This window comes from Corynebacterium sp. 74A (assembly GCF_008930665.1).
Taxonomy (GTDB): domain Bacteria; phylum Actinomycetota; class Actinomycetes; order Mycobacteriales; family Mycobacteriaceae; genus Corynebacterium; species Corynebacterium megadyptis.
Window position 1 is genome coordinate 631,264 of record NZ_PQMG01000001.1, and the last position, 24,708, is coordinate 655,971.

The 24,708-nt window shown below is 62.8% G+C and carries 24 protein-coding genes; 11 read left to right on the forward strand and 13 right to left on the reverse strand.

From position 1 onward, the window contains the following. Positions 1-33: 33 nt before the first annotated feature. From GBB11_RS02695 to GBB11_RS02725, 7 genes are all read right to left on the reverse strand, one after another. Positions 34-294 (reverse strand): hypothetical protein, encoded by a 261-nt coding sequence (locus GBB11_RS02695; RefSeq protein WP_151548949.1) that lies wholly within the window; start codon positions 292-294, stop codon positions 34-36. Beyond that, positions 294-893, reverse strand: coding sequence for a molybdenum cofactor biosynthesis protein B (locus GBB11_RS02700; RefSeq protein ID WP_151548950.1), 600 nt, complete (start codon positions 891-893; stop codon positions 294-296). Before GBB11_RS02700 ends, GBB11_RS02695 begins: the two co-directional genes overlap by 1 nt. Positions 894-938: 45 nt before the next feature. Then, positions 939-2,381: a S1C family serine protease gene (locus GBB11_RS02705; protein WP_151548951.1), complete on the reverse strand. Its 1,443-nt coding sequence runs from the start codon at positions 2,379-2,381 to the stop codon at positions 939-941. A 95-nt stretch (positions 2,382-2,476) separates the two neighbouring features. Next, positions 2,477-4,054 carry a HAMP domain-containing sensor histidine kinase gene (locus GBB11_RS02710; RefSeq protein WP_225979106.1) on the reverse strand — a complete coding sequence of 526 codons (1,578 nt, stop codon included), beginning with the start codon at positions 4,052-4,054 and terminating at the stop codon, positions 2,477-2,479. Next, on the reverse strand, positions 4,051-4,743 hold the full coding sequence (locus GBB11_RS02715; RefSeq protein ID WP_151548952.1) for a response regulator transcription factor: 693 nt from the start codon (positions 4,741-4,743) through the stop codon (positions 4,051-4,053). Before GBB11_RS02715 ends, GBB11_RS02710 begins: the two co-directional genes overlap by 4 nt. Before the next feature lie 287 nt (positions 4,744-5,030). Next, on the reverse strand, positions 5,031-5,204 hold the full coding sequence (rpmF, locus tag GBB11_RS02720; protein ID WP_151530045.1) for a 50S ribosomal protein L32: 174 nt from the start codon (positions 5,202-5,204) through the stop codon (positions 5,031-5,033). 15 nt (positions 5,205-5,219) lie between these two features. Then, positions 5,220-5,486 carry a type B 50S ribosomal protein L31 gene (locus GBB11_RS02725; protein ID WP_018019288.1) on the reverse strand — a complete coding sequence of 89 codons (267 nt, stop codon included), beginning with the start codon at positions 5,484-5,486 and terminating at the stop codon, positions 5,220-5,222. A gap of 646 nt (positions 5,487-6,132) precedes the next feature. Between GBB11_RS02725 and rpmB the strand changes: the two genes are divergently transcribed. The 6 genes from rpmB to GBB11_RS02755 all read left to right on the forward strand — a co-directional run bounded on the left by rpmB (position 6,133) and on the right by GBB11_RS02755 (position 8,929). After that, entirely contained in the window at positions 6,133-6,369 is a 237-nt protein-coding gene (gene rpmB / locus GBB11_RS02730) for a 50S ribosomal protein L28 (protein ID WP_151530044.1), read from the forward strand. A 3-nt stretch (positions 6,370-6,372) separates the two neighbouring features. Next, positions 6,373-6,537, forward strand: coding sequence for a 50S ribosomal protein L33 (gene rpmG, locus GBB11_RS02735; RefSeq protein ID WP_151530043.1), 165 nt, complete (start codon positions 6,373-6,375; stop codon positions 6,535-6,537). Between the two features lie 3 nt (positions 6,538-6,540). Continuing rightward, positions 6,541-6,846, forward strand: coding sequence for a 30S ribosomal protein S14 (gene rpsN, locus GBB11_RS02740; protein WP_151530042.1), 306 nt, complete (start codon positions 6,541-6,543; stop codon positions 6,844-6,846). A gap of 13 nt (positions 6,847-6,859) precedes the next feature. Beyond that, complete coding sequence (gene rpsR, locus GBB11_RS02745) at positions 6,860-7,105, forward strand: 30S ribosomal protein S18 (protein ID WP_026161376.1); 246 nt, start codon at positions 6,860-6,862, stop codon at positions 7,103-7,105. Positions 7,106-7,364: 259 nt separating this feature from the next. Then, complete coding sequence (locus tag GBB11_RS02750; protein ID WP_192796275.1) at positions 7,365-8,258, forward strand: putative nucleotidyltransferase substrate binding domain-containing protein; 894 nt, start codon at positions 7,365-7,367, stop codon at positions 8,256-8,258. Next, on the forward strand, positions 8,258-8,929 hold the full coding sequence (locus GBB11_RS02755) for a TetR/AcrR family transcriptional regulator (RefSeq protein ID WP_151548954.1): 672 nt from the start codon (positions 8,258-8,260) through the stop codon (positions 8,927-8,929). The genes GBB11_RS02750 and GBB11_RS02755 overlap by 1 nt, the downstream gene beginning before the upstream one ends. Here GBB11_RS02755 and GBB11_RS02760 read toward each other — a convergent pair. From GBB11_RS02760 to GBB11_RS02775, 4 genes are all read right to left on the reverse strand, one after another. Continuing rightward, entirely contained in the window at positions 8,926-9,777 is an 852-nt protein-coding gene (locus GBB11_RS02760; protein ID WP_151548955.1) for a CoA ester lyase, read from the reverse strand. The genes GBB11_RS02755 and GBB11_RS02760 overlap by 4 nt on opposite strands. A gap of 93 nt (positions 9,778-9,870) precedes the next feature. After that, on the reverse strand, positions 9,871-11,457 hold the full coding sequence (gene purH / locus GBB11_RS02765) for a bifunctional phosphoribosylaminoimidazolecarboxamide formyltransferase/IMP cyclohydrolase (RefSeq protein ID WP_151548956.1): 1,587 nt from the start codon (positions 11,455-11,457) through the stop codon (positions 9,871-9,873). Positions 11,458-11,539: 82 nt separating this feature from the next. Beyond that, the gene (gene purN, locus GBB11_RS02770) at positions 11,540-12,091 is read right to left on the reverse strand and encodes a phosphoribosylglycinamide formyltransferase (RefSeq protein WP_151549018.1); all 552 of its coding nucleotides are present in this window, start codon (positions 12,089-12,091) and stop codon (positions 11,540-11,542) included. A gap of 60 nt (positions 12,092-12,151) precedes the next feature. Further along, positions 12,152-13,690 (reverse strand): DUF6350 family protein, encoded by a 1,539-nt coding sequence (locus GBB11_RS02775; protein ID WP_151548957.1) that lies wholly within the window; start codon positions 13,688-13,690, stop codon positions 12,152-12,154. Positions 13,691-14,161: 471 nt separating this feature from the next. Between GBB11_RS02775 and GBB11_RS02780 the strand changes: the two genes are divergently transcribed. Next, entirely contained in the window at positions 14,162-14,878 is a 717-nt protein-coding gene (locus GBB11_RS02780) for a M23 family metallopeptidase (protein ID WP_151548958.1), read from the forward strand. Positions 14,879-15,001: 123 nt separating this feature from the next. Here the strand turns inward: GBB11_RS02780 and pcrA are convergent, their stop codons facing one another. After that, complete coding sequence (pcrA, locus tag GBB11_RS02785) at positions 15,002-17,497, reverse strand: DNA helicase PcrA (RefSeq protein ID WP_225979108.1); 2,496 nt, start codon at positions 17,495-17,497, stop codon at positions 15,002-15,004. 134 nt (positions 17,498-17,631) lie between these two features. Between pcrA and GBB11_RS02790 the strand changes: the two genes are divergently transcribed. Continuing rightward, on the forward strand, positions 17,632-17,931 hold the full coding sequence (locus GBB11_RS02790; RefSeq protein WP_151548959.1) for a chorismate mutase: 300 nt from the start codon (positions 17,632-17,634) through the stop codon (positions 17,929-17,931). A gap of 143 nt (positions 17,932-18,074) precedes the next feature. On the opposite strand, the gene GBB11_RS02795 is transcribed toward GBB11_RS02790, so the two are convergent. Continuing rightward, positions 18,075-19,556, reverse strand: a complete 1,482-nt coding sequence (locus GBB11_RS02795; RefSeq protein WP_151548960.1) for an NAD-dependent succinate-semialdehyde dehydrogenase — start codon at positions 19,554-19,556, stop codon at positions 18,075-18,077. Positions 19,557-19,818: 262 nt separating this feature from the next. On the opposite strand from GBB11_RS02795, the gene GBB11_RS02800 reads away from it, so the two are divergent. The 3 genes from GBB11_RS02800 (at position 19,819) to pgi (ending at position 24,632) form a co-directional block, all read left to right on the forward strand. Then, positions 19,819-21,870, forward strand: coding sequence for a fructose-specific PTS transporter subunit EIIC (locus tag GBB11_RS02800; protein ID WP_151548961.1), 2,052 nt, complete (start codon positions 19,819-19,821; stop codon positions 21,868-21,870). A 143-nt stretch (positions 21,871-22,013) separates the two neighbouring features. Continuing rightward, a complete protein-coding gene (locus GBB11_RS02805; RefSeq protein ID WP_151548962.1) occupies positions 22,014-22,736 on the forward strand; it encodes a DUF1707 domain-containing protein in 723 nt (240 codons plus the stop codon). 255 nt (positions 22,737-22,991) lie between these two features. Continuing rightward, positions 22,992-24,632 (forward strand): glucose-6-phosphate isomerase, encoded by a 1,641-nt coding sequence (gene pgi, locus GBB11_RS02810; protein WP_151548963.1) that lies wholly within the window; start codon positions 22,992-22,994, stop codon positions 24,630-24,632. The last annotated feature ends 76 nt before the right edge of the window (positions 24,633-24,708 follow it).

Sequence of the window (24,708 nt, forward strand, 5' to 3'; positions counted from 1 at the left end):
CGGCGGCGATTGTGTGTGTACTGCGGTTCGGGACTACTCCCCGTGATGCGGCGGGCGGTTCTGCGTCCAGAACTCGGCGCTGAGCCGCCCATCTGCGTCTATGGGAGCTCCTTCTTCCACCACGCCGTCGCTATCGACATCGACGGTGCGGTCACGATCTCCGCGGTTATTCTCGGCCCCAGTGATGCGGCGATAGAAGTCAATCGAGTCCACGCTACGATCAATGTTTTCCGCATCGGAGAGACGACGGGTGCGGCGGCGCGGCCGCGATTTTCTCGACGGGGGCTGTGCCACTAGTCTTCCAAACTCCAATTCTGCAGCTGCTCGATCACGTGATCCACCAGCGGCAAGAGCGTGGCCATGCCGTCGCGAATCGCCGCCCGAGAGGGGGCGATATTGACCACAACAGTGGAGCCAGACACCCCAGCCACGCCGCGGGAGACGCACGCATCCACGGCTCCGCAGGCCAGCCCAGAGGAGCGTAGTGCCTGAGTGACCCCGTTGAGTTTTAGATCCAACACCGCCTCGGTGGCTTCTGGGGCCTTATCGCGCGGCCCCACCCCAGTACCGCCGATGGTGATCACCAGATCGGCGCCACCGACCACAGCGGTTTCAATTGCGGTTCGGATCTCGGATTCATCCGACCGCACCGACACGACCGCATCGACCGCATAGTTGCCCTCTTCGAGCAGCTCGGTCACGAGGCGGTCGGTGTCTTTGCCGCTGGCAATGACGTGATCGGTCACCAACACCACGAGGGCGTGGTGCACGGTGTGCCGGCCCGCAACTTCTTCCCGTTCGGAGGCCTGCAGAAATTCTGCCGATGGTTCCTCGATGTCGGCGAGGCGTTGCGCAGCTCGATCAGCTGCGGAGTTGAAATTTTCGTCAACCATGTCGACCTTTTCTGATCGGGGAATCTACGAGTGCTGGATATCAATCTACTCGCTCGGCAGCGTAACCTCGACCATTCGCGAATTCTCGCCATTGTCATCGACAATTTCCAGCTTGATCGTCGCCCCGAATTCTTGGGAGCGCACCGCTGTGATCAGCGCATCCGCGCTGTCGATGGAGCGATCATCGACCCGCGAAATAATATCTCCGGGCTTCACCCCAGCGGCCTCAGCGGGGCTACCCGGCTCCACGTCGGCCACCACGGCGCCATAGGGCGAGGGGCTCCGCGATACCCGCGCACCGATAATCGGCTGCTTCACCTTGCCGGTATCCACCAACTGGTTGGCCAAGCGGCGTGTCTGGTTAGAAGGAATAGCAAAGCCGACGCCAATGGATCCTGCACTTCTGCCGCCACCGGTGGAGGTGGTGGCAATCACTGAGTTCATACCTACGAGATTGCCCTGCATATCCACGAGCGGGCCGCCGGAGTTACCGGGGTTGATCGCCGCATCCGTTTGGATGGCGTCGATAAGCGAGGACTCGCCGGCGCGATTGCCTGCGGCTCGGATCGGGCGGTTCAGGGCGGAAACAATACCGCTGGTTACCGTGGCCTCGAGCCCGAGGGGCGAGCCGACGGCCACCACCTGCTGGCCTACCTTGAGATCATCGGAGTTACCGAAGGTCATAACGGTGAGATCGCGGGCGTTGCGCAGCTTAATCACGGCCACGTCGGTATCGGAATCGCCGGCGATGAAGTCGGCCTGATAGTGCTGGCCATCGTGCATCGTCACGACGATCGGGGAATTCTCGCTGCCGGCCACCACGTGGTTATTGGTCAGGATGAGCCCGTCTTCGGAGATCACCGAGCCCGAGCCTTCCGCGGTTTCGGTGGTAATCGATACCACGGCCGGCAGCACCCGGCTGGCGACGTCTTCCACGCTGCCCTCCGCGGCAGTGCCCGTGCGCTCCACGGGCTGTTCGGCGAGCGCGTTGACCCGATCCGAGCGCGACGAGCTGCCCGTACCGGAATTAGCCACCACCAGGCCGGTGATGCTGCCGGCGGCGACCGCGCCCACAAGCATCATGGCCATCGCCGTGACAAAGCCGACTTGGCGCTTCGGTTTCTGCTGCGGCGCGGCGGGATCGCTATATCCACCCTCCGGCGCCGCGTTCGGGCCGGGCTGTTGGGCACCGGGTTGCGGGGCGTGCGGCTGCGGGTTCTGCGGCTGCTCGGCGCGCGGCCCAGCCCACGGGGTGCCGGCTGCGTACTGCTCCGGCTGCCCAGGCTGCGCCTGCTGCGGCGCCGGCCCATCGGCGGGCCCGAATTGCTGGGTAGGTTGTTCCTGCCAGCGGCCATAGGGATTAGTACTCGGAGACTGCCAGCCCGACTCGGCGCCGTGAGTCTGCGCCGAGTCGGCGGGGCCTGATCCGTTCTGCTGGCCCCACGAGGGAGACTCGGAGGGACGGGGCATGGTGTTGTCTTCGTTCATAAATCCTTATTATTCACCTTGATTGTGGGGAATGACTGGCGAAGAATATCGCGCTTACTGACAGTTGTCTGTCAGTTTCCTTGGAAGCCCGCCGCCTAATTTTCTCGGTTGCGTTCCCACAGCGCGCCGAAGATTTCTTCGCGCGAGCCCTGCTTTGGAAATTCCTTTATGGGGTTCTCGCGCTTATCGACGTCGCCCTCCGCCGGCTCCATCTCATCCTCCTCGGCTTCCGGATTGCTTGGCTCTCCCGGCAGCTGCACGCGCATCAGCGCACCGCCGCTCTCGGACTCCTCGGCAACGATCGTGCCGGCATGGCGTTCGATTACCTGCTTGACGATAGCCAGCCCCAACCCAGAGCCGGGCATGGAACGCGACTGCACCGAGCGATAGAAACGCTGGAATACCTTCTCGCGATCTTCCACCGGAATGCCTGGCCCAGAGTCCGCGAAGGTGAGCTCCACTAAGTCCTCCCGCACTGGGGTCATGGCAATGCGCACCACCCCATCGGAGGGCGACCACTTGGCCGCATTATCCATCAGGTTCAAGGTGGCGCGCCCCAGCGCGAAAGGATCACCATAGAGGAACCAGTCGGTGGTCTGCATCTCAAAGACCACATCTGGGCGGCGCCGCTCCACGCGGGACAGCGACTCCTCCATGACCTCGGCGAGGTCGACCAGCTCCACTACCTGCTGAGGGCCATCCTCGCGGGCCAAATCCACGAGATCACCAATGAGGGTGGACATCTCCTCGATCTGGGCCACCACATCGCGCTCCAGATCGTTGCGGTCCTCCTCGCTGATCGCCGCCCCATTGCTGCGGGTGACCATCATCAACAGCTCGATATTGGTGCGCAGCGAGGTCAAGGGGGTTTTCAGCTCGTGTCCGGCATCGGCCACCAACTCCGCCTGGCGGATGCGGGAAGCCTGCAGGGCCGCCAGCATGTCATTGAAGGAGCGGGTGAGCTGCGCCAGCTCGTCATCGCCGACCACGGGGATCGGGCGGAGATCATCCGTGCGGGCCACATAGTCCACGGCCTGCTGCAGCCGGCCCACAGGCCGTAGGCCGGTGCGAGCAATCACCATGCCGGTGGCAATGGCGATGAGCACGCCCACACCACCAATGGTGAGCAGCATCAGCCCAAGACTGGTGATAATGCGGTGGGTGTTTTCGAGGTCTTGGGCCAGAATCACCGTGGCGCCATAGTCATTGCGCACCGCCACCACGCGCTCATCGCCATTGTTGCGGCGGCTCAGCTGCTGGGCGCCATTAATCACCCGGATTTCATCGAAAAGCTGAATCTGATCGCCCACCCCCGAATGCGAGCCTGGCGGGAAATACGCCACACGCATGGAGGGGTTGTAGTTCTTAAAGCGCAGGATCTCGGCTTCGGGGTTGTAGACAAACACCGGATCGAGACTCTTCGACAGCAGGGTCCCCGCTTTACTCTCGAGCTCACGGTCGACCGAGTTCGTCATCGCGGTCGATACCGTCCAGTAGGCGGCGATGGTCATGATTCCTACGGCGACGGCCACCATAAAGGCCGCGACCATAGACAAACGCCACCGCAGCGGGGAGCGATTCCACCCGCCGAGGCGCCTATCCATTTCAGCATCGGTGCCCGAGTCGGCGATATCACCGTCCTCGGGCACTGATGTGGACTGCCGCAGAATCACGGTGCAGTCTCACGCAGCACGTAGCCGACACCCCTCACCGTGTGAATCAGGCGCGGCTCGCCATCGGCCTCGGTCTTGCGACGCAGATAGCCGATATACACCTCGAGAGCGTTGCCGGAGGTGGGGAAATCATAGCCCCATACTTCCTCGAAGATCGCGGAACGGCTGAGCACATGCGTCGCCCTAGAGAGCAGCAGCTCGAGCAGCGCGAACTCGGTGCGAGTGAGGCTGATCTGACGCTGGCCGCGGAACACATCGCGGGTTTCGGGGTTCAGGCGTAGGTCGGAATAGACCAAATCGGCGGTGGTTTCTGGCCCGATGGCCTCGGCGGCGGCGCGGCGCAGCAGGGAACGCACCCTGGCCAGCAGCTCCTCGAGTGCAAAAGGCTTGGGCAGGTAGTCATCGGCACCCGCATCCAGCCCGGCCACTCGGTCCGAGACACCATCGCGTGCGGTGAGCACCAGAATGGGACGATCATCGCCGCGGCTGCGCAAGGTGCGACACACCTCGAGACCATCGACGCGCGGCATCATCACATCCAAGATCAGCAGATCAGGCTGCTCCTGTTCGGTGAGGTCCAGAGCGTCTTGGCCATCCTCGCCCATGACTACCTCATAGCCATTGAACGTCAGGGAGCGGCGCAGCGACTCGCGTACCGCCTGTTCGTCATCAACTACCAGAATTTTCATGAACTCTATTGTGCCCTATGTATCGCCAAACATACCTACGATGACGCCAATTTTAGACTCTTTACAGAAAGCTTTTTAGCCGCTGACAGCGAACCCACAGCTTTGCTGTGACCTGCCTCGCCACCGCCCCACAGACGGCGCCACCCCGCCCCTACTCCGCGGCGTAGTGCCGTGGGCGGGGTGGCGGATACACACGAACCCACCGCCGTGGGAGGCGATGGGTTCGTGATTGTCTCAGCTGGGCACTAGGCGCCGCAGCGGAGATAGGTACAAGGTGTTATTCGCGCTTAGAACTGCTCGAGGTCCACCAGGCCGAGCTTGGCGGCCTTCACCAGACGCTTCGGAATGCGGTAGGTCTGGCCGTCGATCTTGACTTCCTGGAGTGCCACGTTGTTGGCCTTCCACTGAGAGCGACGGGAACGAGTGTTGGCACGCGACATACGACGCTTTGGTACTGCCATGATGTATTCCCTCCTTTAGGCCTTCTTGTTGCGGCGAACTCGGTTGCCGTAACGACGTTGGAACTTCTCGACTCGACCAGCGGTGTCCATGACACGCTGAGCGCCGGTCCAGAACGGATGAGACTCGCTGGTGACGTCAACGACGATAAGCGGGTACTCGTTGCCGTCCTCCCACTCGACGGTGCGAGAGCTACCGGCGGTGGAGCGGGTCAGGAACTTGTGGCCCGTACCAGCATCCTGGAAAACTACCCAGTGGTAGTCAGGGTGGATGTCCTTCTTCATAAACTTCGATTCCCTCAGGGTTGAACTTCAGGTCGGTCGCGCACATCACGCCGGCATAGTCCTCAAAAAGATATAAGCGGCCAGCCGTGGCGCACGTCGTGCCTGAGTTGGGTTTCTTTAGGTGTGCAGTTCTGCGCGGCAGCCACGGCCACCGACAAGATGACAATGTGCTGCTGAGCGCGGTTCGCTCATCGCCACCACCCATGCAGTGCGCGCAGCGCGCATAGGCGTGCACGATGGCACTCGAAACATCCTACACACCGGCATTGTTCCTGCAAAACTCCCCCAACCTCGCACTAGCTCCACGCCCCGGTGGCGCCCCAAGGGTGCGGCGGCGATAAGGGTGGCGTCGATAAGCCACGCACAGGGCTCTAGATATATAGAGCCTCCTGGGTTGTGACACCGCATCTGGGCGCCACATCCACCCCACACATCCCAGCAGTGGCCGATACGACAGCAAATGAGCAAGCGATTAGGGATTTCACGCGAAAACATGTATTGTTATCGCTTGCTGTTGTCGAAGTATTCGTTTACGCCCCGTCGACGTGGCTGTGAGCCGCGCCCCGATGCCTTTTTTATTTTTAAGGCCTTGTGCGAGCAGCGGCTCCAGAAGAGTCAGACGTGGGCGGCTAGGAGAAGGAAACCCATGTCGGCTATTTGCCAGGTAACGGGACGCAAGCCGAGTTTCGGCAAGTCCGTCTCGCACTCGCACCGACGCACTAACCGCCGTTGGAGCCCCAACGTGCAGCGTCGTCGTTTCTACGCCCCTTCTTTGGGTCGTACCGTAACTCTTAATGTGTCCACCAAGGGCCTGAAGATCATCGACCGCGATGGTATCGACGCCGTTGTTACTCGTCTCATCGCACGTGGGGAGAAGATCTAACTTATGGCACGTAATGACATCCGCCCGATCATCAAGCTGAAGTCCACCGAGGGCACCGGCTACACCTATGTGACTCGGAAGAACAAGCGCAATAACCCCGATCGCATCACGCTGAAGAAGTATGATCCGATCGCCCGCAAGCACGTCGAATTCCGCGAGGAGCGATAATCTATGGCTAAGAAGTCTAAGATCGCCAAGAACGAGCAGCGCAAGGAAATCGTCGCCCGCTTTGCGGAGCGTCGCGCTGAGCTCAAGGCCATCATCAAGAACCCGAACACCTCTGACGAGGACCGTTTGGATGCGCAGTACGAGCTGAACCGTCAGCCCCGCGACGCCTCCCCGGTCCGCGTGCGTAACCGCGACGCCCACGATGGTCGTCCCCGCGGCTACCTCCGCAAGTTCGGCCTGTCCCGTGTCCGCGTTCGCGGCATGGCTCACCGTGGTGAGCTTCCGGGCGTCCGTAAGTCCAGCTGGTAATTAGGGAGTTTCAATGAAGCGTAATTTTAAGAAGGCGCGGATGGAACAGTCCCGCCGCCCCAAGAAGAACCCTCTGAAGGCTCTGGGTATCGAGAAGGTTGACTACAAGGAAGTCAACACTCTTCGTACCTTCATCTCTGACCGCGGCAAGATCCGTTCCCGCCGCGTCACCGGGCTCACCCCGCAGCAGCAGCGCCAGGTCGCTACCGCTGTGAAGAACGCCCGTGAGATGGCCCTCCTGCCGTTCACCAGCCGCTAAGCCGACTGGGACGCACTCTAATCGCTTACGCGATGACAGCGCACTGTTGCCGCTGGCATTCGTGACACGGCAAGAGTTTTCAGCAGTACAAGGCGCATATCTCCCACATTCGGGAGCTATGCGCCTTTTGCTTATCTCCAGGCTTGGTAGTCTTTTGCTAACCGTCCACCTCGCACAAGAAAGCCCACCTGTGCCCACTTCACTGCATCCCTCCCTCCGCCAACTACTCGAGCAAGCGCCCCAGTGTCACAGCCTCGCCATGGCTCGCGACATCCTCGAGGAATCCCATATTCTGCTGCGCAACGCTATCTCCCACGAGGACAAGGTAGATGCGTGGTCGCTCACCCGGTGGTTCTCCGATGTGGTGCAGGCCGTACTGCACTCCCCTGCCGTGTCGCAGCTCTGCGGTGGCGCCACCATCGTGGTCACCGGCGCCTTTGGCCGCGGCCATGGCCTGCCCACCTCGGGGGTGCAGTGGCTCAGCGTGCTCCGCGAGGGGCAGAGCAGTGACGACGCCGCCCTCGCCCACTTCTGCGAATCGGCCGGTCTTACCGTGCACGCCACCCCCGATAGCTTCACCCCCGCGGATAAGAAGGAATGGATCCGCCGGATCCACGCATCGGTCGAGAGCGGCGATGGCGAAGCCATGGGGCTTTTCGCAGATGCCGGCACCTGGGTGGCCGCCGAACTCGCCGCCGCGGTAGCCAGCGATGCCGAGCTGAGCACCCCGCTGCTCAGCCACGCCGCGAAGGTGCGCCCGCCGGCGATCGAAGTCATCGATGGGCTACCCAAACGTGACCGCGTCGTGGATATGCACGCTGAGCTGGTGGTACCACTAGCCAAGTTGGCCCGGTGGGCGTCGATGCGCGCCGGCAGTACCGTGACGGAAACGGATCGCCGCATCGCCGCCGCGGAGGTAGCGGGCGTGCTCAGCCATCACGAAGCCGCCTATGCTCGGGAGGCTTGGACGGCGGCGATCACCCTCCAGCTGCACCGCTGGGCGGACCGCGCTGGCGGGCACGTCATGCGCTGGGATCTGCTCCCGCAGCTGGACCGTTCCGCCTTTGGCGCAGCGTCCCGACTACTATCGGATGTCTTTGCGGCCGTAGATACTCGCTATAATCAGGCGCACAGCGTCGAGGAGGGAAAATAATGGCCGGAGCAGTAGGACGTCCCCGCAAAAATAGCGATCGTCGGCGCGGCAACAATGCCCGAGAGGAAATCCTCGACGCCGCCGCCGAGCTGTTCACCACTAAGGGTTTTTCCACCACCTCCACCCACGAGATCGCGGATGCGGTGGGCATGCGCCAGGCGAGCCTGTACTACCACTTTCCTTCCAAGTCGGATATCTTTCTTACTCTGCTGAAGTCCACGGTGGAACCGTCGATGGTGGTGGCCGCGGAACTCGGTGCCTCGGATATCACTCCCGAGATGCGCTTGTGGGCCCAGGTGGCCGCCGAGACACGGCATTTGCTGTCCACGAGGTGGAATGTGGGCAAGCTCTATCAGCTGCCGATGGCTTCCTCTGAAGAGTTCACGGAGTTCCACCGCCAGCGCGGGGACCTCTCCCAAATTTTCCGAGACCTCGCTGCGGAGATCGTTGGCCCCGATGATCCTCGCACCTTCTTGCCACGGCATATCGCCCAATCGGTGGTAGATATGCGCCCCAATGATGGCACTATCCCCTTCCCGCTGGCGATCGATAGCCTGCCCGAGCCCACGGTAATCTTGGCCGACGCCGCCCTGGCTGTGCTCAACGCCGAGCTGCCAGAGCGCCGCGAAGAAACGGCCCTTGAGCTCATCACCAAGGTACAGACCAGCTAGTCCCCGCCCTCGGTTATAGCCTCGCCGCTGCGCTCGAGGAGCCGGTGCGCCAGGGTAATCAGCGGGGTATCGACCATTTCCCCATCGAGGGAGAAGGCGCCCGGGTGCCGACGGCTTTCCGCCGCGATGCGCCGGGCCCAGTCCAGCTGTGCCGCACTCGGGTGAAAAGCTCGGCGCACCATCTCCACCTGGCTGGGGTGGATACAGGGATAGGCGGCAAAACCCATGCGCGCCGAGTCGAGCGCCTCGGTATAGAGCCCCTCGAGATCCGTGAAGTCTTGATACACCGCGTCGATGGCGAACTTGCCCGCCACGGCGGCGTGGATAAGGGTGTGGGAGCGCAGATAGTCCAGTGGCGCCCGATAGCGGCCCGGATGGGGCTCATCGTCGTGCTGGCGCGAGCTCGCCCCGCCGAGGCCGATAGTGAAATCATCGGCGCCCCAATACAGGCCCACCACCCGCTCGTCGCGGGCGATCTCGGCGGTATGCAGCAGCGCCTCGGGCAGCTCAATGATCGGCACAATATCGAGTCCGTCGAGCAGCGGGGAATCCGGCAGCGGCCCGGTGACCTTCGGGATGATCACCGAACGGTAGGGCGTCTCTGCGACGCAGCGAAGATCATCCTCGTGGTGCTCATCCTGCGGGCCCACCACCCGCACGAAGGTACGAGCCGGATCGAGATTGGACTCGCGAATGGTGGCGTAGGCGCTCGCCCGATCCACCGTCCCAGCACCATCTTCTAGATCGAGGATCACCATATCCGCCCGCGCGGCGGCCTTGGGAATGATCTCTGGGCGATTAACGGGGGCGAAGAGCAAAGCGGGCCCTGCGAGATGGAAAGTGCTCATGCCAGATCAGTCTAGCTGTCACAGTCCTACTCGCAGGGCCCGCAGCCCGCAGCCGCACCGCGACTGCGACCATAGCCGCTCTCAGCGCCAGGTTTAGTGCGCGAAGTGGCGGGCGCCGGTGAAGTACATCGTCACGCCGGCCTTGGTGGCGGCCTCGATCACTTCATCATCGCGGATGGAGCCGCCGGGCTGCACCACGGCACGAACTCCAGCCGCAGAGAGCACTTCGAAGCCATCGGCGAAGGGGAAGAAGGCATCGGAGGCGGCCACGGCACCGCGGGCACGCTCCTGCTCCCCTGCCAGAGTATTGGCGCGCTCGACCGCGAGCTTGGCTGCGTCCACGCGATTGACCTGCCCCATGCCCACGCCCACGGTAGCGCCCTCGTGGGCAAGCAAGATGGCATTGGACTTGGTGGCACGCACCGAGCGCCATGCGAACTCGAGATCGGCTAGGGTGTCCTCGTCCACGGCCTCACCGGCAGCGAGGGTCCAGCCGGCCGCGGTGTCGCCCTCAGCCTGGAGGCGATCGCGCTGCTGCACGAGCACACCACCGGAGATCTCGCGGGTCTCATACTGCTGCTGCTCGGGGGCGGGGCAGAGCAGGATACGAATATTCTTCTTCTGCTGCAGGATCTCTACCGCACCGTCCTCATAGCTGGGAGCGATAATCGCCTCGGTGAAGATCCCGGAGACGGTCTCTGCCATCTCCTTAGACACGGCACGGTTGGCGGCAATGATGCCGCCGAAGGCAGACATCGGATCGCAGGCGTGGGCGCGGCGGTGTGCCTCCGCAATGGAGTCCTCCGATACCGCGATGCCGCAGGGGTTGGCGTGCTTGATGATCGCCACGCAGGGACGCTCGTGGTCCCAGGCGGCGCGCCAAGCGGCGTCGCCATCGGTGTAGTTGTTGTAGCTCATCTGCTTGCCGTGTAGCTGGGTGGCGCGCGCCAGCCCCTCGCGCTCGGCGTCGTTGAGATACAGTGCTGCGCTCTGGTGCGGGTTCTCGCCGTAGCGCAGGGTTTCCTGCAGGGTATAGCTGGCGCCGCGCCATGCGGGGAAGGTGTTGTCGGCATCGTCCTGCTGGTGCAGCTGCTCGCCCATCCAGGTGGCCACGGCCACGTCATAGGCGGCGGTGTGCCGGAACGCCTCGGCGGCGAGCTCGGTGCGCTCGGCCCGGCTAAAGCCGCCGTTGGAGAGCGCCTGGGAGATGGCGTCGTAATGCGCAGGCGAGGTGACCACGGCTACCGAGGGGTGGTTCTTCGCGGCGGCACGCACCATGGAGGGACCGCCGATGTCGATCTGCTCCACGCAGGCGTCGAAGTCTGCGCCGGAGGCTACGGTCTCGCGGAAGGGGTAGAGATTCACCACCACCAGCTGGAAGGCCTCCACGCCCAGCTCCTCGAGCTGGGAGAGGTGATCGTCCTTGCGGGTGTCGGCGAGGATGCCTGCGTGCACCTTCGGGTGCAGCGTCTTAACCCGCCCCTCAAGACACTCGGGGAAGCCGGTAATGGCCTCCACGGGGGTCACGGGTACCCCGGCCTCCTCAATGCGGGCAGCGGTGGAGCCGGTGGAGACAATATCCACGCCGGCCTCGTGCAGATCACGCGCGAGAGACTCCAACCCAGTTTTGTCATACACGCTGATCAATGCGCGCTTAATAGTCTTGCGATCCTCGCTCATATGAGCTTGTTCCTAACCTTTCGCAGTATGTCTTTCGCCAACAATGGTCTCTGGTGCGCAGCGCCTGCCGTAGCGGCGCAGGCTAGCCGCGGGACAGAGTGTGCAGCACATCAACGATGGCCTGCCGCTCTACTACTTTGATGCGCTCATGCAGGCTGGCTTCCGTGTCATCGGCGTGCACCGCAACGGGGCGTTGCTCGATGATCTCGCCGGTGTCCACGCCCTCGTCGACGTAATGAACCGTCGATCCGGTGACTTTCACCCCGTAGTTCAGCGCATCCCGCACCGCGTGCGCGCCCGGGAATGCGGGCAGCAGCGCTGGGTGGGTATTAATGACCCGCCGCGGGAAACGCTCGAGAAACTCGGGGCTGAGGATGCGCATAAAGCCCGCTGAAACAACAAAATCTGGCTGCAGCGCCGCTACGGCCCGCGCCAGATCAAGGTTCCAGTGGTGTCGCTCCGCGCCGCCACGAAAGGGCACGAGCTCTGCCTGCACTCCAGCGGTGCGGGCCCGCTCCAGGGCCTGGCATTCGCAATCCGCCACCAGTCCACACACGCGATACGCCTCATCCTGGGCGTCCATGATGGCCTGGGCGAGGGTGCCGGAGCCCGATGCCAGAATGACGATGCGCATGGGCTGCAGATCAGGGCTCGGGGTAGTGCTATGGGGTGAAGTCACGAACACATACTAACGCTAACGCGGTTCACTACTGTCTTCTTCCCCCTGCGATCGCCCAGTTTCGACCTCCTCTACCCCCGTTTGGTTGTTCTCATCCGCACTTTCTGTGCTTTCGCTTGTCGACGCCATCTCGGCGCCATCCTCCGCAGCTACCGGATCCGGATCCTGCGGGTGCTCCTCGGCGGCGACAGTCTCCTCCGCAGCAGCGCTCTCTGTGGTCTCCGAGGTCTCGTCCGGCTCCTCTTCCTGGTCCGGCTCCTCTGTCTCGTCCGGCTCCGCGCTCTCCTCTACAGGGCTGGCGGCAGGCTCGCCGATGGCCGGAATGTCCGTGAGCTGTTCTTCGTAGTCTTCGTTGTGCTCCACATCGTCGAAACCGCCGACGAAGTCCTCTTCGCCTTCCTCGGTTTCTTCGCTGTACTCCTCCTCGGAGTCGGTCTCGCGGAATTCCTCGGGAACCGCGGCGGCGGCGCGATACGCCAGCAGGCGGTCGAGGCCCACCATGGCGATGCCGAGTACGAGCATCCACGCCGCACTCACGCCGGCAAAGAGAGGCACATGCACTCCGATGGAGCCATAGAGGCCCACCTGGCCACTCAGCAGCCATGCCAGCACGGCGGCGATCGCGGCAGTCCACAGCGCAGACAGCGCCACACACAGCCACGGGCGTTCGGCACGGGCGGGGATGTGCCAGCCGATCTCGAGGGCGATGAGCATGGGCACCAGCAAGAGCAGCCAGGCGTAGTCCCAGATCGAGGCCGGCCACGCTGTCAGCAGCGGCAGCGGGGGCATGGGCACGAGGGTGGCGTCGAAAAGGCTCACAAACCCCTCACCGAAGCGGGCCTCGCTCCCGCTGAGCACCGCCATGGCAGCGACCACGCCATTGACTGCGTAGAGCACAGAGACCCCTACCACCCCGAGGAAGCCGGAGCTGCCCTCGAAGGCGCTGCGGATCTCACCGAGCGCTGCATGGTGGGCGGCAATGCTCACACCCACGACGAACACAGCGACGGCGGCCATCGCGGTATGGAAACGCGTCGCCGCGTCGAAGCCGCTGAGTACTTCGCTAGGGACGCCGTATTTCTTACACAATGCCCGCCACAGGCGCGGGCCCATGCCAAAGATCAAGGCCAGGAGGTGAATGGCGAGCACACGGCCCAGAAGGTTAGGCAGCTGCAGGGTGAACTCGGCTGGACGCAGCACGGCCCAGATCGCCACGGCAAATAGCAGCGGCACGATCATGGTGGCGCCGGTGAGATAGGCGATGTCCACCACGCTCACCTTTTTATTCACGTTGTGCCGTATCAAGGCGGCCATTCCGGCGATCACCACCACCGGCCCCAGAAGCGGCATCGCGGAGAATGTGACGGTCTCAGCGTGCACCGCCGCCGTGTGTGCCCCCGCCCACACATAGGCGGTGGCGTCCAGCAGGTACCCCAGAGGCTCATTACTAAAGAGAATTGAGGCGAACGCCACCACGACGCAGAGTGCGAGCACAATCACGTTGGCGATCACCGAGGCCCCGCCGAAGCGGAGCAGACGTGACCGCCACGTCACGGGAGCGGGCGCTTGATCAGCCGCGCGCTGGCGACGTTCGGCGGTGCTGGCGCTAACCTTGACACGCCTCGATTGTCGCGTTTTCCTCGAGGAATGGCTTTGTGGCGACGTCGTTTTACTCACACGACCACTTTGCCATGAATCAGCTAAAGATAGGTCAAGCGACACCAGCACCGAGCCCCACCCCCTCACGGGTGGGAGGGCAGAGTCACGCCTGTAACGTTCTCCCCCGTTGTCACGTATAGAAACATTTTTCACAACATGCTCGATTGTGCTTGACCAATTCGTTATAAAAGGCTAGCGTTACTACCTGTTGATAACGGGATGGTTACATTTTTGTACACTTCTTAAGAATCTAACGATTCCGTAGCTTCTGGATGTCCACAGCTTCTGTATGCATCCAGCAGCGTTGGGACAATCCAGATCCGCGGTTCCCCCTCGGAACACTAGTTAGGCACAGAAAGAAGGCTCATGCAGACTCAGACTCGGGCACACGCCAAGCACCGCACCACTGCGATGAGCGCAACCGCTAAGGGACGCGTCGCCGCAGTGGCTTTTGCTACTGGCTCCGTCTCTATCGCGGGAGCCGGTGGCGCCGCCGTTGCCGCTACCACTGCTGATTCCCAGCCTGAGACCGCCGCTTTCGAGCTGGCCGCCGATCCGGCGACCACCATCCCTGATGCACAGCCGCAGATCCTCGCTATCGCCGAGTACAAGCCTGTGGAGGACCTGAGCAACCAGGTGCAGACCGCCCTGAAGTTCACCAAGGATCGCCTCGCCGCCGACGCTGCGGCTCGCGCCCCGAAGGCCGCCAAACCGGCCGAGGGTACCTTCACCTCCCCCTTCGGCCCCCGCTGGGGCACCATGCACAACGGCATCGACATCGCCAATGCCGTGGGCACCTCCATCGTCGCCGTGCTGAACGGCACCGTGATCGATGCCGGACCGGCCTCCGGTTTCGGCAACTGGGTGCGGGTGCTGCACGATGATGGCACCATCACCGTCTACGGCCACATGGAGACCGTCGAGGTCGCCGTCGGCCAGAAGGTGACCGCCGGGCAGCGTATCGCCGGCATGGGTTCCCGTGGTTTCTCCACCGGCTCCCACCTGCACTTCGAGGTCCACCCCGGTGGCGGCGGCCCCATCGATCCCGTGCCGTGGCTGGCTAACCTCGGCATCCACGTCTAAATAATCTTTAGAACATAAACATCAGCCCGCAACGTGTGTGATCACGCTGCGGGCTAATTTCGTGTGTCGTCCTGCGACCGGGGCGCGGGGCAGGCGCGCCCCGGCTGCTAGACAGAGTGCTTCTTAGAGCTTCTCCATGGGCACACCGCCGAGCAACATCAGGCGAACGGTGCCGCTCGAACCGAAATCGATGGTGGCGGTGGCACGCACCCCCACCCCTTCCACGGCCACCACGGTTCCGAGGCCGTATTTATCGTGATTGACCCTATCCCCTGCCTGCAGCGAGAGATTCTTATTCAGATGGCGCTTCGGCGCGGGGCTGCTGGGGCGCGGTGTCGATTGCTGCGGCGAGCCATAGCCCGAGCCATAGCTGGAACCGGAGCCATAGCCCGAACCGGACCACGACCCGCCGCCCATTCCTGAGCCGCTGCCCCACGCGGAGCTGGGCTGCGGTTCTTCTCGCTCCCACTCGATCAGCTCAGAGGGGATCTCGTTGAGGAAGCGCGAGGGCGGATTATTCATCGGCTTACCCCATGCCGAACGCACCATGGCCCGGGTGAGAAAGAGCCGCTGCCGCGCGCGGGTAATACCCACATAGGCCAGACGCCGTTCCTCAGCGAGTTCGGACGGATCCCCGAGACTACGCATGTGGGGGAACTGCCCGTCCTCCCAGCCGATGAGAAAGACCATCGGAAACTCCAAACCCTTGGCGGTGTGCAGCGTCATGAGCGTCACGACACCCTCGTCGCCATCGGGCAGCTGATCGGCATCGGCCACCAAGGAGACGCGCTCAAGAAAAGCCTGGAGGCTACCCGGCGCGGGCTCGCCCTCCTCTACCTCAAGGGCGCCGCCGTCCATCTCCGCATAGGCCTTCTGGTTCATGACTTCGGAGGTGAACTCGCGGGCGACGGACACCAGCTCGTTGAGATTATCCAAGCGGGTCGCGTCCTGGGGATCATTGGATTTCTCGAGTTGATGCTTATAGCCGGTGACGTCGAGAACCTCGGAGATGATATCGCCAATAGCCGGGATCTCTTCCTCGGCGACGATCTCCTCCATCCGGGCGCGCAGCCCGTCCATCATCTCGTTGTAGCGGGCAATTGCATTGCGGCCGCGCCCGCCGAGCAGGTCAATCATGCCGTTGCCGGCGTCGATAAGCGCCTGAGAAAAGGGGATCTGGTTATTCGCGGCGTGCAGATCCACAAAGGCAAGCGCCCTGTCGCCGATACCGCGGCGCGGGGTGTTGATGATGCGCCGAATGGAGACGTCATCATCAGGATTATCCAAGACGCGCAGGTAGGCGACGATATCGCGGATCTCTTTGCGCTCATAAAACCGGGTGCCACCCACCACTCGGTAGGTGATGCCACAGCGCATGAACGCGTCCTCGAGGGCACGTGAGGCATTGTTGGTGCGATACATCACCGCCACCTCATCGGCGCTGTGGCCTTCATCGAGCAGGCGGTTGATTTCCGAGGCGATATAGGAGGCCTCATCGTGCTCATTATCGGCAACATAGCCGATGATCTTCGGGCCGCTGCCCTCCGCAGTCCACAGCTTCTTCTCCCGGCGCCCCTCGTTTTGGGAAATCACCGCGTTCGCCGCGGTCAGAATATTCTGCGTGGAGCGATAGTTCTGCTCCAGCAGCACGGAGCGGGCCTGCGGGAAGTCGCGCTCAAACTCCTCGATATTGCGGATAGTGGCGCCGCGGAAGGCATAAATCGACTGATCGGCATCGCCTACCACACACAACTCGGAGGGGTGCTCGCTCTCAGCGCCGACGAGTTCCGCAACAAGCGCATACTGGGCGTGGTTGGTGTCCTGGTACTCGTCCACGAGGACGTGGCGGAAACGGGAACGATAGTGCTGGGCCACCTCGGGGTGCTGACGCAGAATCGCCACCATCTCGAAGATGAGATCATCGAAATCCACGGCATTAGCCTGCCGCAGCCGGCGGTTGTATTCCCGATACACCGCAGAGTGGGTCTCCTCATAGGGGTTATGCGTCCTCTCCGCGGCGGCCGCCGCCTCCTCCGGGCGCAGCAGCTCGTTTTTCCACGAAGAGATGGCATTGGCCACCTGGCGGGGCGGGAAACGCTTGGCGTCGAGCTGCATGTCCTTGGCAACAAGGCCGATCAAGCGGCGGGAATCATCGGCATCATAAATGGTGAAGTTGGAATTCAGCCCCGGGACCAGATGCGCATTCTGCCGCAGCATCCGCACGCAGGTGGAGTGGAAGGTAGACACCCACATCTGTTGCGCCGCTGGGCCCACCAGCTCCAACACCCGCTCGCGCATCTCGGCGGCGGCCTTATTAGTAAAGGTAATAGCCAGCACCTGCCACGGAGCGACGCCGCGTTCCGCCAGTAGGTAGGCGATACGGCGGGTCAGCACCGCGGTCTTGCCCGAGCCCGCACCCGCCACAATCAGCAGCGGCGAGCCACTATGCAGCACAGCCTCGCGCTGTTGCGGATTCAGCCCCTCGACAATGGCCTCCGAGCGGGCCTGCGGCGGGCGCGACGCTGGCGCTTCGGCAGCGCCTGGAAAAGCCGCCACGCGGGCGGCGGGAGACACGGCGGAGGACTGGGTGCTACGCGGACTAAAGGGAGAATTCGACATAGTGTCTTCTAAACTACTCGTTCGCTCGGACACTGCTCAGCGACGCTCACCCAGGCGTTCGATAGACGCAGCACTCGCATGCATTATCCCAGCGCATACCCCGCGATGTGGTGGGGGTGTGGCACAATACTGCTATGAGTGATGCTGAAGATTTTGCTATTCGCATGCCGTCGGGCACTGATGATCCGCTCTCTGACGCCGAGATCCAGCAGTATCGCAAGGAAATCGATCGTCTCGACAAGGTCATCATCGAATCCATCCAGCGCCGCACCGCCATCTCCCAGGCCATTGGGAAAACCCGCATGGGCTCCGGCGGCACTCGCCTTGTCCATACCCGCGAGGTGTCCATCATCAACCAGTTCCGCGAGCAATTGGGCGAAGAGGGCCCACAGCTCGCCGGTATTCTGCTGCGCCTCGGCCGCGGCAAGCTCTAGCCCCTCCACCGGCGCGAGCAGATCGCGAGCGCGGCGCGAGCTCCGGGCTTGTCGCGATCACACCAAAAAACAGTTACAGGGCGGCGCACCCCACCATGAGTTCATGATGTGGGTGCGCCGCCCTTGATCCGTGTGCGTTGCTCTTAGAGGCTGACCTCCGGCAGCGCCATGAGCTTGGTTTCGAGATACTCGTCAATACCTTCGAAACCGCCTTCGCGGCCCACACCGGACTGCTTCACTCCACCGAAGGGGGCGGAAGGGTCAGAGATCGCGCCCTTGTTGATGGCCAGCATGCCCACCTGCATCGCCTCGCCCGCGCCGAGGGCGCGCTCGAGATTCTCGGTGAATACATAGCCTGCAAGGCCAAAGAGGGTGTCATTGGCAAAGTCGATGGCGTCCGCATCGGAGCTGGCCTTATAGATTGCCACCACGGGTCCGAAGATTTCCTCGGTGGCGATGCGCGCCGAGCGCGGCACATCGGCCAGCACGGTCGGCGGGAAATAGGAGCCCTTCTCCGGGAGATTCTCGTCCAGCTCGTAGACGCTGCCTCCGGCGAGCACCCGCGCTCCCTGGGCGATGGCGTCATTGACCAGTTCGGAGACGGTTTCTACTTGGTCATCACCAGAAAGCGGCCCCACGGTGACGCCCTCATCGGTGCCGCGCCCCACGGTGTAGGTGCCGATCAGCTCGGTGACGCGCTCACAGAAGGCGTCGTACAGCTTCTCATGCACGATGAAGCGGTTCGCAGCGATGCACACCTGGCCGGCGCCGCGCATTTTCGCCACCTTCACGGCCTCCACGGCCTTGTCGAGATCAGCATCCTCACAAACGATGAAGGGGGCATTGCCGCCCAGCTCCAAGCTGGCGCCCAAGGTGTGCTCGGAGGCCTTCGCGTGGAGTGCCTGGCCCACCTCGGTGGAGCCGGTGAAGGTGAACTTGCGCAGACGGGGATCCTCCAGTAGCGAGGACGCCGCCGAACCGGAGCCGGGAATGATATTGATGACGCCATCGGGCAGCCCCGCTTCCTTGAGAATGCGGGCCAGATAGAGCATGGTCAGCGGGGTCTTCGAGGCCGGCTTGAGCACCATCGTGCACCCAGAGGCCAACACCGGGCCCATCTTGCGGGTGCCCATCGACAGCGGGAAGTTCCACGGGGTGATGGCCAGCACCGGCCCCACCGGCTGCCGGATAGTGATGACGCGACCACCACCAGCGGGCGTGATGCGGTAATCGCCGCTAATGCGGACGGCCTCCTCGGCGAACCAGCGGAAGAACTCGGCGCCATAGGCGACCTCGCCCCGAGAATCCGGAAGGGCGCGGCCCAGTTCGGCGGACATGATGTAGGCCAGTTCCTCACTGTGCTCGGTGAGTAACTCGTAGGCTCGGCGTAGAATCTCGGCGCGTTCGCGCGGGGCGGTGGCCGCCCACTCTTTCTGCACTGCAACGGCCGCATCCAGTGCTGCCACGGCGTCCGCCTCGCCGGCCTTGGCCACCGTAGCCAACACGCTGCCATCCGAAGGGTTTTCTACCTCGAAGGTCTCGCCGGAGCGGGCATCAACAAATTCACCATTAATAAAAAGCTGCGTGGGGCAATCAGCAATGACTGCGTCTAGATCAATACTCATAGCCACTACTATGCCCCCGAACCAGAAATGACGCCACTATCACAATGCCCGCGCTGGTGAGAGTTAGGGGTGGGCGAGGTTTTCTGCGCCTTCAGGTCACGGTGCGGACTGAAGCGCGGCTGCAGCGAAAGGGATGAGAGAACTCACTGAGGACCACGCTGAACTACAGGCCCGAACGAGGGCGAAAGTACCGCGCTGAACTAGATGTTTGGCCCTACTCGCTCGCCGACGTGGGCCCACGGCCGGTGGTACTCTCGCCTATATGAGAGATGCGCGCGACATAGACACGGCACGAGTGCTAGCCATCACAGCCTGCCCCACCGGAATTGCCCACACCTACATGGCCGCCGAGAATCTCGAGGCCGCTGCACAAGAGATGGGCATCGACCTGCGCGTGGAGACACACGGCTCGGTCGGAATCGAGGGCACTTTCACCGCTGAGGAGATTGCCGCCGCCGATGCCATTCTGATCTCCGCAGACACGGTGATCGACAAACAGCGCTTCGATGGGAAACGGCTACTCAGCACGTCTGTCGACGCCGCCATTAAGGATCCAGCCACAGTGCTCGAGCGCGCTCAGTCTGCCGCGGTGTGGACAGCCAGCGGCCGCCAAGAAGACAGCGCCGACACCGCCAGCACCGATGAACCACTGCGACGCCAGCTCTACCAAGCTCTGATGAACGGCGTGTCGCACATGGTGCCCTTCGTGGTCACTGGCGGTTTGCTCATCGCCGTGTCGCTATCGCTGGGTGGCAAACCCACCCCCGAAGGCTTGGCCATTCCGGAAGATTCCTTCTGGTTCTTACTCAGCTCCATCGGCGCCCTCGCTTTTGGCTTGATGGTGCCGGTGCTCTCTGCCTATATCGCCTCGGGTATCGCCGGCCGCCCCGGCCTCGCACCGGGTTTTATCACCGGCATGATTGCGGTGACGGGAACGCTGTATAACTCCGATTCCGGTGCCGGCTTCATCGGCGGCATTATCACCGGTTTCCTCTCCGGATATGTTGCCCTAGCGATTAAGAAAATACCGGTGGGTAAATATGGTGCCACGATCATGCCGGTGATCGTGATCCCCATCTTCACCACTCTCATCGTGGGCCTGCTCTTTGTCTACGTCCTGGGCGGGCCGATCTCCTCGCTCTTCGAAGCGCTCTCCACCTGGTTGGCCTCGCTCGATGGCGCCTCGGTGATTGTGCTCGGCGCCATTCTGGGAGCGATGATCGCTTTCGATATGGGTGGCCCCTTTAATAAGACCGCCTTCCTGTTCGGCGGTGGTATGATCGCCAGCGGCAACGCCGCCCCGATGGGTATGGTGGCCGCAGCAATCGCGGTGCCGCCGCTGGCGGTCGGGCTTTCCACCCTGCTGCGCCGCAGCTGGTTCAACAATTCCGAGCGCGACTCCGGCATCGCCGCGCTCTTCATGGGTTTCTTCGGTATCACCGAGGGCGCCATTCCCGTGGCCGCCGCACGCCCGTTACAGGTCATCCCCGCCAACGTGGCCGGCGGCGCTGTCGCCGGTGCCGTCGCCGGCCTGCTGCACGTGGAAGACAATGTGATGCACGGCGGTCCCATTGTGGCGGTACTCGGCGCGGTGGACAATACCCTCGGATTCTTCCTTGCTTTGGCCGCCGGCATCGCCGTCACCACTGGCCTGGTAATCGTGCTGGTGGGCATTTCTCGACGCCAACAGAACGATACCTCCTCCGCAGCCGCGACAGCCGCGCCTGCAGAGCAGACTGTCGCTTCTACTCCAGCTCCTGCCGCAGCTGGGGCCAGCGCCGCGGGAGCCGGCACCACTGCTGCCTCAGTCACCGCGGCCGCGGCCACCGATACCGACACCGCCACCACCGCCGAGGCCGAGGAGCTCATCACCGCGTCCTTGGTTGCCCTCGACACCCTCGCACCTGCCAGCGGCCAGCAGGAGGTACTGCGCACTCTCGTGCACGCCGCGAGCGAGCAGGACAGAATCACTCACCCTGAGCAGGTCATCGATGCGGCTCGTTCCCGCGAGGCCCACGCCTCCACTGCGGTGGGGCACCACGTGGCGATCCCCCATGCTCGATGCTCTGGGGTGGCGCGTCCCACCCTGGCTTTCGCACGCATTCCCGAGCCCGGGATGCAGTGGGATGAGGATGCTGAGGATCGCGTTCGTATGGTCTTTTTCATTGCCGCTCCGGAAGATGCCGGCAAGCAGCATCTGCGGATCTTGTCGAAGCTGGCCCGTGCCACTATGCGCGATGATGTCCGCACCCAGCTGCTTAGGGCCACCACGGCACAAGAAGCGGTGGCTGTGATTCGCAGCTGCATGCAGTAGCAGCGGCGCGGCCGCACCAACGGTCGGGTACTTCCTCTCCCCGCGCCGGCGCTGCTGCGCGCCGTGCGCCGGCATGTTTCACCGCACCGGACTTGCGCACCTGTTTCGCCCTTGAACGCGAAAAACTGGATTACACTGAAGTTATGACTTCCGAGTCCTCCTCGCATGATCGACAGCCGCCACGACTGCGTGCAAGCGACCACGATCGTTCCCGTGTCCTTGACTACCTCGCCCAAGCCTATGCGGATGGACGGCTCGACTATTCCGAGTTCGACGAGCGTTCCTCGGCTGCGTCCACCAGTCGTTTCGTGGACGAGCTCAGCCCGCTCCTCGAGGATCTCGGCGGCACCCCAGAGCTGCCCGCTACATCCCCCTCTCAATCTCTGTCGCCACGCCCGGATTCTGCCCAGTACGCGACAGAGCAGTGGGCGCCACGGCCGGAACAGCAGCGCGCCATCGCCCGCATCACTCGCCGCGTCGTGGGCGGGACGGGCTCGAAATATTCTTTGAGCCTCTTCGGCGCCAATTCCTTTTCCGGGGGTAGCACCCTTGCGACCCGCCATGACGCCATCGTGCTATTTAGTGGCGCCAGCCTCGATTTGCGCCACACCCAGCTGGAATCGAAGAACATCACCATCACCCTGAATGTGATGTTCGGCGGCTGCGACATCATCGTCCCCGAGGGCATGCGCGTGATTATGAACCCCGTGACCCTGTTCGGCGATAGCACAGTAAAGGTAAAAGACGGCGTCCGCGTGGACCCCAGCGAGTTACCCTCCTCCGCCCCGTCTGTCACCATCAACGGGTTCGTGTTATTCAGCGGCTGCGATGTCATTATCGCCCCAGATAAGTACGCACAACCCTAATCGGGTTTTTGGGTTCCCACGTTTCCCCCATCCCAATGTCCGATTATGTTGGGACTTTCACCACAGCTGAGAAGCGCCACCTGCGCGCTTGCGCTGACACGTCCCGCACACCCCAGCACAACGGGCATAGTCTCGCTAGCATTACCTCTAGAGTGGCGAGCCGATGAGCCGCACCATGGATCTCTATGCTGTCGGCCTGTGTAACTCGCCCACACTTTCCCAAGATCCCATATATCAAGGAGCGTTAGAGAAAAAGTGTCGATGGATATTACCAAGACTGAGACCTGGAGCAAGCTGTCCGCTCATCGCAACAAGCTGAGCGAGACCAGCCTCCGCGAGCTCTTCGCCGGCGATGCCGAGCGCGTCTCTAAACTCACCTTCTCTGCTGCTGACCTGCACGTGGATCTGTCCAAGAACGTGATTGATGATGAAGCCTGTGAGCTGCTGGTGCAGCTGGCCCGCGAGGCAGGGCTGCCGGAGAAGATCGAGGAGATGTTCTCCGGTTCGCACATCAATAACACCGAGGACCGTGCCGTGCTGCACACCGCGCTGCGCATGCCGGTGGAAGACTCTTTGGAGGTCGACGGCCAGGATGTGGCCGCAGACGTGCACGAGGTGCTCGGCCGGATGCGCGACTTTGCGCAGGCGCTGCGCTCGGGTTCGTGGCTCGGCCACACGGGTCACACCATTAAGACCGTGGTCAATATCGGTATCGGCGGCTCGGATCTGGGCCCGGCGATGGCCACCAAGGCGCTGCGCACCTACGCCACCGCCGGTATCAACGCCTACTTCGTCTCCAACGTGGACCCCGCGGATATGAGCGCCGTGCTCGACGAGGTGGATCCGGAGTCCACCCTGTTCATCGTGGCCTCGAAGACCTTCACCACCCAGGAGACTCTGGCCAATGCCCACGCCGCGAAGCGCTGGCTGCTGGAGAAGTTCGATGGCGATGAGTCGGCTGTGGCCAAGCACTTCGTCGCCGTGTCTACCAACGCCGAGAAGGTCGCCGAGTTCGGTATCGACACGGAGAACATGTTCGGCTTCTGGGATTGGGTTGGCGGCCGCTACTCGGTGGATTCCGCCATTGGTCTGTCGCTCATGGCCGTGATCGGGCCCATGGACTTCATGCGTTTCCTCGAGGGCTTCCACGCCATGGACGCCCACTTCCGTACCACCCCGCTGGAGAAGAACGTGCCGGCCCTGATGGGTCTGCTCGGCGTGTGGTACACCGATTTCTTCAGCGCGGAAACCCACGCGGTTCTGCCCTACTCCGAGGATCTCTCCCGCTTCCCCGCCTATCTGCAGCAGCTCACCATGGAGTCCAATGGCAAGTCGGTGCGCCACGACGGCACCTCGGTGACCACCAACACCGGCGAGATTTATTGGGGCGAGCCCGGCACCAATGGCCAGCACGCCTTCTATCAGCTGATGCACCAGGGCACCCGCATGGTGCCGGCGGACTTCATTGGTTTCGCCCGCCCCAAGGAGGATCTGCCCACCGCCAGCGGCGAGGGCTCCATGCACGACCTGCTCATGGGCAACTTCTTCGCCCAGACCAAGGTGCTTGCTTTCGGCAAGACCTATGAGGAGCTGCTCGAAGAAGGCGTGCCCACCGAGCTCATCACCCACAAACTCATGCCCGGTAACCGCCCCACCACCACCATTCTGGCGGAGGAGCTCACCCCCTTCACCCTTGGCGCCCTCATCGCGCTCTACGAGCACATCGTGTTCACTCAAGGCGTGATCTGGGATATCAACTCCTTTGATCAGTGGGGCGTGGAGCTGGGTAAGCAGCAGGCCAATGACCTTGCCCCCGCTGTGTCCGGTGAGCAAGAGCCCAACTCGGGTGATGCCTCCACCGACGCCCTGATCGCCTTCTACCGTTCCAAGCGCTAGCGCTCACTGCAGTCGCACTTTCCTCGCCCAGCACGTGCCCCGTATCACCGCGGCCGCGCTGGGCAGCGGCGCCTTT